Raw genomic sequence first — 12,964 nt, forward strand, 5'->3', positions numbered from 1 at the left:
GGACAGCGCGTGAGTGCACAGCCGGGCGAGGGAACCGAGGTTCCCGACCAGATCGATCTGCACACGACTGCCGGCAAGCTCGCCGACCTCGAGCAGCGCCTCGACGAGGCCGTCCACGCGGGCTCGAACAAGGCCGTGGAGAAGCAGCACGCCAAGGGTCGCAGGACCGCGCGCGAGCGGATCGAGATGCTCTTCGACGAGGGCACCTTCGTCGAGCTCGACGAGCTGGCCCGCCACCGCTCGACCGCGTTCGGGCTGGAGAAGAACCGCCCCTACGGCGACGGCGTGGTGACCGGCTACGGCGAGATCAACGGCCGCATGGCGTGCGTGTTCAGCCAGGACTTCACCGTCTTCGGCGGCTCGCTGGGCGAGGTCTACGGCGAGAAGATCACCAAGGTCATGGACCTGGCGATCAAGACCGGCTGCCCGATCATCGGCATCAACGAGGGCGCGGGCGCCAGGATCCAGGAGGGCGTGGTCAGCCTCGGCCTCTACGGCGAGATCTTCCGCCGCAACGTCCACGCCTCCGGCGTGATCCCGCAGATCAGCCTGATCATGGGCAACTGCGCGGGCGGGCACGTCTACTCCCCCGCCGTCACCGACTTCACCGTCATGGTCGACCAGACCTCGGCGATGTTCATCACCGGTCCCGACGTCATCAAGACCGTCACCGGTGAGGACGTCACGATGGAGGACCTCGGCGGCGCCCGGACCCACAACACCAAGTCCGGCAACGCCCACTACATGGCCTCCGACGAGGAGGACGCCATCGACTACGTCAAGGCGATGCTGTCCTACCTCCCGCAGAACAACCTCGACCCGGCTCCCGAGCTCGACGAGTCGCCGGAGATGGAGGTCACCGACCTCGACCGGACGCTCGACACGATCATCCCCGACGGCGCGAACCAGCCCTACGACATGCACGACGTGATCACCGCCGTGCTCGACGACGAGGAGTTCCTCGAGGTCCAGGAGCTGTTCGCGCCCAACATCATCGTCGGCTTCGGCCGCGTCGAGGGCCACGCGGTCGGCGTCGTGGCCAACCAGCCGATGCAGTTCGCCGGCTGCCTCGACATCGACGCCTCCGAGAAGGCCGCCCGCTTCGTGCGGTTCTGCGACGCGTTCAACATCCCCGTGCTGACCTTCGTCGACGTCCCCGGCTTCCTGCCCGGCACCGACCAGGAGTGGGACGGCATCATCCGCCGCGGCGCCAAGCTGATCTACGCCTACGCCGAGGCGACGGTCCCGCTGGTCACGATCATCACCCGCAAGGCCTACGGCGGCGCCTACGACGTGATGGGCTCCAAGCACCTCGGCGCCGACATCAACGTCGCCTGGCCAACGGCGCAGATCGCGGTCATGGGCGCCCAGGGCGCGGCCAACATCCTGCACCGCAAGACGCTCAAGAAGGTCGGCGAGGAGGGCGGCGACGTCGAGGCGAAGCGTGCCGAGCTCATCGAGGAGTACGAGACCACGCTGGCCAACCCCTACATCGCCGCCGAGCGGGGCTACATCGACGCCGTCATCGCCCCCCACGAGACGCGCGTCGAGGTCGTCCGGTCCCTGCGGCTGCTGCGCACCAAGCGCGAGAGCCTGCCGCCCAAGAAGCACGGGAACATCCCGCTGTGACGGCCGAGCAGGACGAGGCCCCGCTGCTGCGGGTCATCAACCAGGACGCCACGCCCGAGGAGGTCGCCGCCCTGGTGGCGGTCTTCTCGGCGCTCGGCTCGGCGGGCGCCGAGCCCCCGCGCAAGCCCCGCCCGCCCTGGAACCTGCCCGCGCGCGGCGTACGCACCACGCACCGGCACGGCGCGGGGGCCTGGCGCGCGAGCGGCCTGCCCCGCTGACCCCACCGAGCGCTGTCACCTGACGGGTCTAGGGTCGCCCCGTGACCGAGAACCGCACCATCGATGCCCTCTGCGACGCCTACGTCGAGGACTTCTGCGCCCTCGACCCGCTGACCGCCACCTCGATCGGGGTGGCCGGCCACGAGCACGAGATGACCGACTACTCCCCCGCCGGGTTCGACGCGCGCGAGGCGCTCAACCGGGCCGTCGTCGCGGCCGTCGAGTCCGCCACCCCGGTCGACGACCGGGAGGCCGCGGCGCGCGACGCCTTCCTCGAGCGCACGCGGCTCGAGATCGAGCTGGAGGACGCCGGCGTCAACAGGTCGCGCATGTCGGTGCTCTGGAGCCCGCTCCACGAGATCCGCGGCGTCTTCGACCTGATGCCGACCGAGGGCGAGGAGGCAGTCGCCGCCATCGCGTCACGGCTCGCCGCCGTACCGGCCGCCCTCGAGGGCCTGCGCGTCACGCTGTCCGACGAGGCGCGCAAGGGCAACGTCGTCGCCGCCCGCCAGTACGCCGAGGTCGCCGAGCAGGTGCGTCGCTGGACCGGTCAGGTCGGTGACGCGGGCGACTTCTACCTCGGTCTCGTCGACCGGCTCGATGGCGGCGACCCCGCCGAGCTGCGCGCCCTGGCGAACGCCGCGAGCGCCGCCACGGCAGCGTTCGGGCTGTTCCTCAGCGACGAGCTCGAGCCGCAGGGCGCGGACAAGGAGGGCGTCGGGCGCGAGGTCTACGCGCTGGCCAGCCGCTACTTCCTCGGCGCCGAGGTCGACCTCGACGAGACCTACGCCTGGGGCTGGACCGAGCTGCAGCGGTTGTCCGACCTGATGGCGGCGACCGCCGAACGGATCCTCCCCGGTGCCGACGTCGACGCCGCCGTGGCCCACCTCGACGCCGACCCTGCGCGGGTGGTGCACGGGCGCGAGACCTTCCGTGGCTGGATGCAGGACCTGGCCGACCGCACGATCGAGGCGATGGCAGACGCGCACTTCGACATCCCCGAGCCGATCCGCCGCATCGAGTGCATGCTCGCCCCGACCAACGACGGCGGCATCTACTACACCGGTCCGTCCGAGGACTTCGCACGTCCCGGACGGATGTGGTGGTCGGTGCCCGACGGCATCGAGGACTTCCACCCGTGGCGCGAGGTCACCACGGTCTTCCACGAGGGGGTCCCCGGCCACCACCTGCAGGTCGCGCAGACCGCCTACCGCAGCGACACGCTCAACCGCTGGCAGCGGCTGATGTGCTGGTGCAGCGGCCACGGCGAGGGGTGGGCGCTCTACGCCGAGCGGTTGATGGAGGAGCTCGGCTTCCTCGACGACCCCGCCGACCTGCTGGGCATGCTCGACGGCCAGTCCCTGCGCGCGGCCCGGGTGATCGTCGACATCGGCATGCACCTCGAGCTGACCATCCCCGATGACAACCGCCTCGGCCCCGGCGGCACCGCCTTCCACCCCGGTGAGACCTGGACGCCCGAGCTGGGCCTGGAGTTCATGCGGCTGCACTGCCGGATGGACGACGAGTTCATCCAGTTCGAGGTCAAGCGCTACCTCGGCCTCCCCGGTCAGGCACCCTCCTACAAGGTCGGCGAGCGGATCTGGCTCGAGGCGCGGGCGCAGGTCGCCGAGCGCCAGGGCGACGCCTTCGACCTCAAGGCCTTCCACCGGGCGGCGCTCGACCTCGGCTCGCTCGGGCTCGACCCGCTACGGGCAGCGCTGGAGCGCCTGTGAGCACACCGCTCGTCCTCGGTTCCGCCTCCCCCGCCCGGCTGTCCACGCTGCGCACAGCGGGCATCGAGCCGGTGGTCATCGTCAGTGGCGTCGACGAGTCCCGGCTGGGCGCGCTGCCACCGGTCGAGCTGGCGCTCCAGCTCGCCGAGCTGAAGTGCGCAGCCGTCGCCACGCACGACGACGTACCCCCGGACGCGCTCGTGCTGGGCTGCGACTCGGTCCTCGAGCTCGACGGCGAGGCGCTCGGCAAGCCGCACGAGCCCGACGAGGCCAGGGCCCGCTGGCGCGCGATGCGCGGCCGGTCCGGCGTGCTGCACAGCGGTCACTGCCTGCGTGACACGGCGACCGGGAAGGTGGCGGCGGCGACCGGGTCGACGGTCGTCCACTTCGCCGACGTCAGCGACGCGGAGGTGGATGCCTACGTCGCCACGGGCGAGCCACTGCACGTCGCGGGCGCCTTCACCATCGACGGGTTCGGCGGCGCGTTCGTCACCGGGATCGAGGGCGACCACCACAACGTGATCGGTCTCAGCCTGCCCCTGCTGCGCGAGCTGGTCATCGAGCTCGGCCATGCGTGGCCCGACCTGTGGACCTGACCCGCTACGATCCCACCCGTGGGGAGCGGGGTTCTTGGCAGGGTGAGGGCTGAGCCTGTCGCCGACCCCGACGACCGCTACGGCGTCCGCGACGAGCGGCTGCTGACCGGCGCCACGGTCATCACCGCAGTGCGCACGATCGCCTCGGTCGTCCTCGCCGCGCTCGCCGCCCACCAGGAGAGCCTGACCCTGCTGGTGGTCGCGCTCGCCGTCTACTGGGTCGGCGACATGCTCGACGGCTTCTACGCACGGGTGCGCGACTGCGAGACCCGCATCGGCGCCGTCCTCGACATCATGTGCGACCGGCTCAACGCAGCCGCGTTCTACATCGGTCTCGCGTGGCTGCAGCCCGACCTGTCCCCCGCGGTGTTCGTCTACCTCGCGGAGTTCATGGTCGTCGACTGCTTCCTGTCCATCGCGTTCCTGGCGTGGCCGGTGCGCAGCCCCAACTACTTCTTCGTCGTCGACCGGCCGATCTGGTTGTGGAACTGGTCCAAGCCGGCCAAGGCGATCAACAGCGCGCTGTTCGCCGTGCTGCTGCTGGTCACCGGCTGGATGTGGGTCGGGCTGGCCATCGCCACCGCGCTGCTGGTGCTCAAGTGCGTCTCCCTGCACCGGCTGGTGCGGATCGGGATCCCGGTCCCCGGGGCCGCATGATCTGGGTCTACGTCAGCATCTTCGGGGCATCGGTCGCCTCGGCCCTGCTCCCGCTGATCAACATCGAGGCGATCCTCGCCGTCACCATCTCCCAGCAGCACGACCACGCCGCCGCGCTGGTCGTGGCGGCGACGATCGGCCAGATGCTCGGCAAGATCCTCTGGTACTGGGGCGCCGTGGAGGTCGAGCGCGCCCCGTGGGTACGCCGCCAGCTGGAGAAGCCCAAGGCGAAGGCCTCCCTCGAGCGCTGGTCCGACCGGGCCGAGGGCCGGCCGTGGTTCACCGCCGGCCTGCTCTTCATCTCCGCCTTCACCGGCTTCCCGCCGTACGCCGTCACGGCCGTGCTGGCCGGCACGCTGCGGGTGAACTTCTGGATCTTCCTGGTCACCGGGCTGCTGGGCCGCGGGCTGCGCTTCTGGGCCGTGGTCGCCGGCGCCAGCACCTTCCTCGGCTGGCTGTGAGGCTCGGGCGCGTCCGCGCCCTCAGCGCAGCGAGGCGACGCTCGCGCCGATCCCGACGAGGAGGTCGTCGGCGCCGAGCCACCCACCGACGGTGAACCCGGCGTCCCAGACGAAGTCCAGGCCGCCCGAGAGCACCAGCGCCACGAGGACGACGAGCCCGTAGGGCCGGACCGCGTTGAGGGCCTCGGCGACCGGGCGCGGGAGGAACGGCTCGATCACGCCGTAGCCGTCGAGCCCCGGCAGCGGCAGCAGGTTGAGGACGATGAGCGCCACCTGGATGACGAGCAGGTAGGCGAGCAGCGACTGGAGCACGATGTTGTGGGGGGTCAGCACGTCCGACGCCACGACGGCGGCGAGGACGAGTGCGAACGCCGCGTTCATCACCACGCCGGACAGCGAGACCACGCTCGACCACGCGCGCGAGCGCAGCCGGTGCTCCTCGATGAGGACCGCGCCGCCGGGCAGCGGCAGCGCACCCATCGCGAGGAACACGAGAGGCATGCCGATGGAGAGGAGCGGATGGGCGTACCTCCGGAAGTCCAGCGTGAGGTAGCCCTTGGCGAGCACGCTGCGGTCACCGCCCCAGTAGGCCGTCAGCGCGTGACCGTACTCGTGCAGCGTCACCGAGAGCACCACGCCGACGAGGATCACGCCGACCGCCACCGCGCGCCCGAGGGGCACGGACGACAGGACCTCGACCTGGAGGGGGCCGGTCGCCACGCAGAGGCCGACGAACGCCGCCAGCACGGCGTGGAACACCCACCCCGGGCGACGCGAACCGGTGCGGGCCCGCTGCTCGCGACGGTCACGGGCCGCGAGGAGGCGCACGTCCGACGGGGTGAGCGGCTGGTCGGGCGCCAGTCCCTGGACGCACGCCAGGCAGTGGTGACCGACCGGGGCGTCGCGCAGGCACTCGGGGCACGCGCTGCGCCCGCACCGGCTGCACCCGAGGAGCGTGTCGCGGTCGGGGTGAAAGGTGCAGGTCACGGCCCGGAGCCTAGGCGCGAGCGCCCGCGGCCGAGGGGTTTCGCGTCACTCGGCTGCGGACCACGCCTGTCGCAGGCTGACCCGGCCTCCGGTCTGCAGCAGGGCCCGGCGGTAGAGCCGCTCCCCCACCCACACGGTGACGGCGGCGAAGACGGCCAGCAGGCCGAGCGCCACCAGCGGCTCCCACCAGCCCACACCGCCCGCGAGGATGCGCTTGGGCATCACCACCGCGGAGACGGGCGGGATGAACGAGGCGATCACCTGGCCGCGCCCGTCGAGCGAGAGGCCGCCGAAGAACATCACCAGCATCAGCATGGTCAGCGGGGTCGAGGTGGCCTGGAGGTCCTCGGTGCGCGAGGCCAGCGAGCCGGCCACCGCCCAGAGGCAGGCGAGCGCGATGAAGCCGGCCAGGAAGAAGCCGATGAACCACGCCGTCGGTCCCGACAGCGCCGGGACGTAGGACTTGTAGGACGTGAAGGACAGCCCGACCAGTCCCACCGCGAGGTAGACCATCAGCTGGATCACGGCGAGGGCGGTGTTGCCGAGCACCTTGCCCGCCAGCAGGTGCCGCAGCGGGATCGCTGCCGCGATGATCTCCACGATCCGGCTCTGCTTCTCCTCGATCACCGACGAGGCGAGCTGCATGCCGAAGATCAGGGCGGCGAAGTAGAACAGGAACACGAACACGAACCCGACCGCCTCGGCCACGCCCGCCTTCTCGGCGTCGCCGCGCAGGAAGGCCGTCGACACCGAGCTCCCCGCCTCGAGCGCCTCCACCGTCGACCCGACGCCGGCGGCGTTCTCGGCGAGCACCTGCTGGCGTACGACGACCCGCGCCACGTCGGTGAGCGAGTCCTGCTCGCTCGACTCGGTCGTCAGCTCCCAGCCGCCGTCGACCGGGTGCAGCCAGGCGTCGACCTCCTCCTCGGTGAGGGCGGCCCGTGCCGCGGCCTCGTCGTCGAGCTCGACGAGCGTCACGTCGACCTTGTCGTCGACCTCGGCCGCGTTGTCGGCGATCGCGGTCGCCATCGCGACGGCGTCCGGCGTGGCACCGAGGGTGACCTCGTCGGTCCGCTCGTCCTGCCAGGCGCTGAAGCCGATGAAGCCGACGAGCATCGCCACCATCAGCACGGTGCCGATGAGGAACGACTTGTCGGTGATGCGCGAGACGATCTCGCGGCGGGTCACCAGCAGCCAGGCCGGCTCCCGGTTCTCGGTGCTGTCGTCGGTGCTCATGCCGTGGCCTCCCGGTAGATCTCGCTGAGCGCCGGGCGCACCCGGACGAACTCGTGGACGTCGCCGCGGCGCGTGGCCTCGGCGATGAGGTGCTGCTCGGCGCCGGACTGCTGCACCTCGACCAGCGCGGTCGTGCCATCGAGGTCGAGGACGTCGAGGCCACCCTGGTCACGGACCCAACCGGCATCGCCGCCGAGGACGAGGCGGAAGCGCGGTACCCCCGCATCGCGCAGCTCCGCCACCGTCCCGGCGGCGACCCGGCGTCCGTGGGCCAGCACGACCAGGCGGTCGCACAGGCGCTCGACCAGGTCGAGCTGGTGGCTGGAGAACAGCACGGGGATCCCGTCGCGGGTGTAGTCGCGCAGCAGGTCGACCATCGAGTCGACGGCCAGCGGGTCGAGGCCCGAGAACGGCTCGTCGAGGATCAGCGCCGCGGGGCGCGGCAGCACCGAGGCGATGATCTGCACCCGCTGCTGGTTGCCCAGCGACAGCTTCTCGAGGTGGTCCTTGGCCCGCTCACCGAGCCCGAACCGCTCCAGCAGCTCGGCGACGGCGGTGCGCGCGGCGGTGCGCTCCATGCCCTTGAGCTGGGCGACGTAGACCAGCTGGTCGCTGATCGGCTGCTTGGGGTAGAGGCCACGCTCTTCGGGCATGTAGCCGAACGAGCGGCGGTCCAGCCGCGTGATGGGCCGGCCCTGCCACAGCACCTCTCCCCCGTCGATGCCGAGCACGCCCATGACCATCCGCATGGTCGTGGTCTTGCCCGCTCCGTTGGCGCCGACGAAGCCGGTCATCTGCCCGGCCGGCACCTCGAAGGACACGCGGTCCACGGCGGTGCTCTCGCCGAACCGCCTGGTCAGCTCCCTGATCTCCAGCATGACCACGACGCTAGGGCGCCGGGTCGCCGCCGGGGATCCGTCGCGCGGGGGAACTTCGAGGCTGAGCCGCGAGGGCGCGGCTCAGTCCTCCGTCGGGAGGATGAGGCCGGCCTCGTAGGCGTAGATCACCGCCTGCACGCGGTCGCGCAGGTGCAGCTTGGCGAGCACGTTGGACACGTGCGTCTTGACGGTGGCCTCACCGAGCACGAGCTCGGTGGCGACCTCGCCGTTGGACAGCCCGCGGCCCAGCAGCACGAGCACCTCGCGCTCGCGCGCGGTGAGGCGTGCGAGCGCCTCGGGCTCGGGCCGCTCCGGCGCGGCCTCGCGGCCGGCCATCCGGCCGATCACCCGGCGGGTCACCTCGGGCGCGAGCAGGGCGTGCCCGCGTCCCGCCGCACGTACGGCGTCGAGGAGCTGCTCCGGACCGGCGTTCTTCAGCAGGAAGCCGCTCGCCCCTGCCTGGAGCGCGTCGAACAGGTAGTCGTCGCGGTCGAAGGTCGTCACGATGACGACGTGCCCCAGGTCGTCGGCGACGAGGTGACGGGTGGCCTCGATGCCGTCCATCCGCGGCATCTGGACGTCCATCAGGACCACGTCGGGGCGCGACTCGCGGGCGCGCTCGATCGCCTGCAGGCCGTCGGACGCCTCGCCCACCACCTCGATGTCGTCCTCGACGGAGAGCACCATCGCGAAGCCCGAGCGCACCATCGCGTGGTCGTCGACGAGGAGCACCCGGAGCGGCGCGGCGGCGGACGTCGTCACGACGCCGCTCCGAGCGGGTAGCGCACGCGCACGCGGTAGCCGCCGGTGACACGGGGGCCGATGTCGACCTGGCCGTCGTGGGTGGCGGCGCGCTCACGGATGCCGAGCTGCCCCAGCCCGCTGCCGGACGTGCCGTGCCGCGGCCGGCCGTTGTCGACGACCTCCACCTCGGCGTAGGGCCTGGAGTGCGACTCGTCGACCCGGAGGACCACCGAGACGGTGTCGGCGGTCGAGTGCCGCCGCACGTTGGTCAGCGCCTCCTGCACCGTGCGGTAGACGGCGAGGCCTAGCGCGCGCGGCAACCGGGCCGCTGCGTCCCGGTCGGCCTCGACCACGTCGAGGGTCACCGCGAGCCCCTCGCCGGAGGCCTCGGCGACCAGCCGGGGCAGGTCACCGACACCCGCCTCCGTCGTGCGTGCGTCGCCACCCGCCTGCTCGCCCTCGCGGAGCGTGCCGAGCAGCCGCCGCATCTGCGTGACCGCGTCGCGGGACGCCTCCTCGACGTTGGCGAGGGCCGTGCGTGCGGCCTCGGGGTCGCGGTCGAGCACCCGCCGCGCGGCGCCGGCCTGGATGCCCATCGCGGAGACGTGGTGGGCGACGACGTCGTGCAGCTCCCGCGCGATCCGGAGCCGCTCGTCGACCACGGCCTGCTCGCGGAGCCGCTCGGCCTGGCGGGCGATCGTGGCGGCCTGCCCCGCGAGGTGGTCGCGCGCGCGTGCCGAGCGCCAGGACACGACGCCACCGACGACGGCACCGCCGAAGTAGACGGCGTTGATCAGCATGGTGAGCGCGATGGCCGCCGGTATCGGCGGGAAGATCCCCTCGTCCGTGCTCTTGCTGAGCTCGTCGTACCACTCCTGGACGGCGGAGCCGACTGCGAACTGCCAGCTCAGCCACGCGAACATGAAGAGCAGGATCGCGCCGACGACGATCATCATCGCGCGGCGGTCGCGGGCCCACGAGACGCCGGACAGGATGGCGACGAAGTAGACGATCTGGCTGGGCAGCTGCCCCATCACCTCGGGCATCGCGACGCCGGAGACGAACATGTGGGCCGCGGCCAGGATCGCCACGACGAGCGGCCAGCGACGCCGGCCCACGAGCAGGCCGGCGCCCGACAGCACGACCAGCCACTGGCTCCACACGGGTGCGGTGGTGTGCTCGAGGTCTCCGCCGCTGCGCACGAGCTCCAGGCTCACGACGCCGAGCAGCCCGATCGCACCGGCCCAGACCACGTCCTGGCGCCCCACGGCGGGACGCGGGCGCTCCCACGGGTCGTCGACGCCGAAGGCGTCGAGCACGCGCTCGCTGAGGGTGGACACGGGGTGAGGGTAGTCAGCGCGCCGGCGCCTCGGATCCGTCGTAGGACGGAGATCCGGTCACCCGCCGGCCGGGCTCACTCGACCGGCAGGCCGAGCCCCCGCGCGATGAGCATGCGCTGGACCTCGGAGGTCCCCTCGCCGATCTCGAGCACCTTGGCGTCGCGGTAGAACCGGACGACCGGGTACTCCTCCATGAAGCCGTAGCCGCCGAAGACCTGGGTGGCGATCCGGGTGGCGGTGACGGCCGACTCGGTGGCGTAGAGCTTGGCGACGGCGGCGGCCTGCTTGAAGGCGCCCATCGACACCGACGAGGAGCCGGCGTCCATGGCGTCCTTCATCGCGGCGGCCTTGTAGGTCAGCAGGCGCGAGGCGTCGAGCATCACCTGCAGGTCGGAGACCTGGAAGGCGAGGCCCTGCTTGCGGCCGATCGGGCCACCGAAGGTCTGGCGCTCGCCGGCGTACTGGAGCGACATGTCGAGGCAGGCCTGGATGCAGCCCACCGCGAGCGCGGCGATCGCGACGCGGCCGTCGTCGAGGGTGGCGAGGAACTGGGCGTAGCCGCGGCCACGCTCGCCGAGGAGGTTGCCCTCCGGCACGCGCGCGTCGGTGAAGGACAGCGGGTGGGTGTCGGAGGCGTGCCAGCCGAGCTTGTCGTAGGCCTTCTCGGCGGTGAAGCCGGGGGTGTCCGAGGGGACGATGACCGTCGAGATCTCCGGGCGGCCGTCGGCGCGCTCGCCGGTGCGGGCGGTGACGGTGACCAGCGAGGTGATCGAGGAGCCCGAGTTGGTGATGAACTGCTTGGAGCCGTTGACGACCCACTCGCCGTTCTCGAGCACCGCCTTGGTCTTCGTCGCCCCGGCGTCGGAGCCGGCGCCGGGCTCGGTGAGACCGAAGCCGGCGAGCTGCTCGCCGGCGACGAGGGCGGGCAGCCACGTCTTCTTCTGCTCGTCGGTGCCGAAGGTGAGGATCGGGTTGATGCCCAGGCCGACGGCCGCCTCGAGCGTGATGCCCATCGACTGGTCGACGCGGCCGATCTCCTCGATCGCCAGGCACAGCGACGTGAAGCCGCCGTCCTCCCCGGCCATCCCGGCGCCGCCGAACTCCTCGGGAGCGGTCAGCCCCATCAGCCCGAGCGCGCCCATCTTCTGCACGACGTCGGTCGGGAAGTGGTGGTCGCGGTCCCACTGCGCGGCGTGCGGCGCGATCTCGGCCTCGGCGAAGTCGCGAACGCTGCGGCGGAACTGCTCGTGCTCGGGGGACAGCTCGTAGGTCATGCCAGCAGGGTAGCGCCGGAGGTTAGCGATCGCTAACCCCCTGCTCGGGATCGTGTGACGGACGCGATTCCGCGACCGCACCACTGCGGGTCTACAGTTAGGGGAGCCTAAGCAAAGTTCCTGAGCCAAGTGAGGCACCCCCCGTGACGACCTCCCCCCGCCGTGGCGCCGCCCGCGCCGGCGTCGCCCTCGCCAGCACCCTGCTCGTCGCCTCGACCCTGTCGGGCTGCGGCGTGTTCGGCTCGCCGGACCTGGTCATCTACAACGCCCAGCACGAGCAGCTCCTCGACGAGCTCGTCCCCCTCTTCGAGGAGGACTCCGGCCTCGACGTCGAGCTCCGCAACGGCAAGGACCTCGAGATGGCCAACCAGATCGTGGAGGAGGGCACCGACTCCCCCGCCGACGTGTTCCTCACCGAGAACTCGCCCGCGATGAGCATCGTCGACAACGCCGGCCTGTTCACCGAGCTGCCCGGGTCCGCGACGGAGTCGATCCCGGAGCAGTACGTCCCCTCCGACCGCATGTGGACCGGCTTCCTGGCCCGCTCCACCGTGGCGATGTACAACACCGACTCCATGACCGAGGCCGACATGCCCGCCTCGATCCTCGACTTCGCCAAGCCCGAGTGGAAGGGCCGCGTGGCCTTCTCCCCCACCGGCGCCGACTTCCAGGCGATCGTCTCCGCCGTCCTCGCCCTCGAGGGCGAGCAGGCCACCGCCGACTGGCTCGCGGGGCTGAAGGAGAACGGCGAGATCGTGCAGAACAACCTCGTCGTCATGCAGTCCGTCGACTCCGGCGAGGTCGACGCCGGCATCGCCTACTCCTACTACTGGTACCGCGACCGCGCCGAGAACGGCTCCGACTCCGACGGTTCGGCGCTGCACTTCTTCGGCGACCAGGACCCCGGCGCGTTCCTCAGCGTCTCCGGCGCCGGCATCCTCGCCAGCAGCGAGCACCAGGACGCCGCCGAGGAGTTCGTCACCTGGCTCACCGGCACCGAGGCGCAGCAGGCGATGGCCGAGTCGTACGCCCTCGAGTACCCGCTCAACCCCGCGGCGAAGCTCAACCCCGCGGTGAAGCCGTTCGACGAGCTGGAGCCGCCGCAGGTCGACGTGGCCGGCCTCAACGGACCGCAGGTCACCGACCTGATGACCGCGGCAGGCCTGCTCTGACCGTCACCGGGCGCCGTACACCGCCCCTGCTGCTCGCAG

The 12,964-nt window shown here is 71.6% G+C and carries 13 protein-coding genes; 7 read left to right on the plus strand and 6 right to left on the minus strand.

Translation table 11 applies throughout. From position 1 onward, the window contains the following. The first annotated feature begins 9 nt into the window (after positions 1 to 9). From ASC64_RS17695 to ASC64_RS17720, 6 genes are read left to right on the plus strand one after another with little or no spacing between them, the layout of a single operon-like run. Positions 10 to 1,629, plus strand: a complete 1,620-nt coding sequence (locus ASC64_RS17695) for an acyl-CoA carboxylase subunit beta (RefSeq protein WP_056908872.1) — start codon at positions 10 to 12, stop codon at positions 1,627 to 1,629. Continuing rightward, complete coding sequence (locus ASC64_RS17700) at positions 1,626 to 1,847, plus strand: acyl-CoA carboxylase subunit epsilon (protein ID WP_056908873.1); 222 nt, start codon at positions 1,626 to 1,628, stop codon at positions 1,845 to 1,847. Before ASC64_RS17695 ends, ASC64_RS17700 begins: the two co-directional genes overlap by 4 nt. 41 nt (positions 1,848 to 1,888) lie before the next feature. Continuing rightward, the gene (locus tag ASC64_RS17705) at positions 1,889 to 3,580 is read left to right on the plus strand and encodes a DUF885 domain-containing protein (protein ID WP_056908874.1); all 1,692 of its coding nucleotides are present in this window, start codon (positions 1,889 to 1,891) and stop codon (positions 3,578 to 3,580) included. Then, positions 3,577 to 4,176 carry a Maf family protein gene (locus ASC64_RS17710; protein ID WP_056908875.1) on the plus strand — a complete coding sequence of 200 codons (600 nt, stop codon included), beginning with the start codon at positions 3,577 to 3,579 and terminating at the stop codon, positions 4,174 to 4,176. The genes ASC64_RS17705 and ASC64_RS17710 overlap by 4 nt, the downstream gene beginning before the upstream one ends. A 42-nt stretch (positions 4,177 to 4,218) precedes the next feature. Then, positions 4,219 to 4,833, plus strand: coding sequence for a CDP-alcohol phosphatidyltransferase family protein (locus ASC64_RS17715; RefSeq protein ID WP_056908876.1), 615 nt, complete (start codon positions 4,219 to 4,221; stop codon positions 4,831 to 4,833). Then, complete coding sequence (locus ASC64_RS17720) at positions 4,830 to 5,294, plus strand: VTT domain-containing protein (RefSeq protein WP_056908877.1); 465 nt, start codon at positions 4,830 to 4,832, stop codon at positions 5,292 to 5,294. The genes ASC64_RS17715 and ASC64_RS17720 overlap by 4 nt, the downstream gene beginning before the upstream one ends. A 21-nt stretch (positions 5,295 to 5,315) precedes the next feature. Here the strand turns inward: ASC64_RS17720 and ASC64_RS17725 are convergent, their stop codons facing one another. The 6 genes from ASC64_RS17725 to ASC64_RS17750 all read right to left on the minus strand — a co-directional run bounded on the left by ASC64_RS17725 (position 5,316) and on the right by ASC64_RS17750 (position 11,753). Beyond that, positions 5,316 to 6,281: a hypothetical protein gene (locus ASC64_RS17725; RefSeq protein WP_056908878.1), complete on the minus strand. Its 966-nt coding sequence runs from the start codon at positions 6,279 to 6,281 to the stop codon at positions 5,316 to 5,318. Between the two features lie 45 nt (positions 6,282 to 6,326). Beyond that, positions 6,327 to 7,517 (minus strand): ABC transporter permease, encoded by a 1,191-nt coding sequence (locus tag ASC64_RS17730; RefSeq protein WP_056908879.1) that lies wholly within the window; start codon positions 7,515 to 7,517, stop codon positions 6,327 to 6,329. Next, a complete protein-coding gene (locus tag ASC64_RS17735; RefSeq protein WP_056909009.1) occupies positions 7,514 to 8,395 on the minus strand; it encodes an ABC transporter ATP-binding protein in 882 nt (293 codons plus the stop codon). The genes ASC64_RS17730 and ASC64_RS17735 overlap by 4 nt, the downstream gene beginning before the upstream one ends. 81 nt (positions 8,396 to 8,476) lie before the next feature. After that, positions 8,477 to 9,157 carry a response regulator gene (locus ASC64_RS17740; RefSeq protein ID WP_082550603.1) on the minus strand — a complete coding sequence of 227 codons (681 nt, stop codon included), beginning with the start codon at positions 9,155 to 9,157 and terminating at the stop codon, positions 8,477 to 8,479. Next, positions 9,154 to 10,479: a sensor histidine kinase gene (locus tag ASC64_RS17745; protein ID WP_056908880.1), complete on the minus strand. Its 1,326-nt coding sequence runs from the start codon at positions 10,477 to 10,479 to the stop codon at positions 9,154 to 9,156. The genes ASC64_RS17740 and ASC64_RS17745 overlap by 4 nt, the downstream gene beginning before the upstream one ends. 74 nt (positions 10,480 to 10,553) lie before the next feature. Further along, on the minus strand, positions 10,554 to 11,753 hold the full coding sequence (locus ASC64_RS17750) for an acyl-CoA dehydrogenase family protein (protein WP_056908881.1): 1,200 nt from the start codon (positions 11,751 to 11,753) through the stop codon (positions 10,554 to 10,556). 143 nt (positions 11,754 to 11,896) lie between these two features. Between ASC64_RS17750 and ASC64_RS17755 the strand changes: the two genes are divergently transcribed. Further along, entirely contained in the window at positions 11,897 to 12,925 is a 1,029-nt protein-coding gene (locus ASC64_RS17755) for an iron ABC transporter substrate-binding protein (protein ID WP_056908882.1), read from the plus strand. The last annotated feature ends 39 nt before the right edge of the window (positions 12,926 to 12,964 follow it).

This window comes from Nocardioides sp. Root122 (genome assembly GCF_001425025.1).
GTDB lineage: Bacteria > Actinomycetota > Actinomycetes > Propionibacteriales > Nocardioidaceae > Nocardioides.

Coding starts and splice junctions, on each gene's coding strand:
- ASC64_RS17720 (WP_056908877.1), top strand. CDS start 4,830: ATGATCTGGGTCTACGTCAGCATCTTCGGGGCATCGGTCGCCTCGGCC.
- ASC64_RS17730 (WP_056908879.1), bottom strand. CDS start 7,517: ATGAGCACCGACGACAGCACCGAGAACCGGGAGCCGGCCTGGCTGCTG.
- ASC64_RS17735 (WP_056909009.1), bottom strand. CDS start 8,395: ATGCTGGAGATCAGGGAGCTGACCAGGCGGTTCGGCGAGAGCACCGCC.
- ASC64_RS17750 (WP_056908881.1), bottom strand. CDS start 11,753: ATGACCTACGAGCTGTCCCCCGAGCACGAGCAGTTCCGCCGCAGCGTT.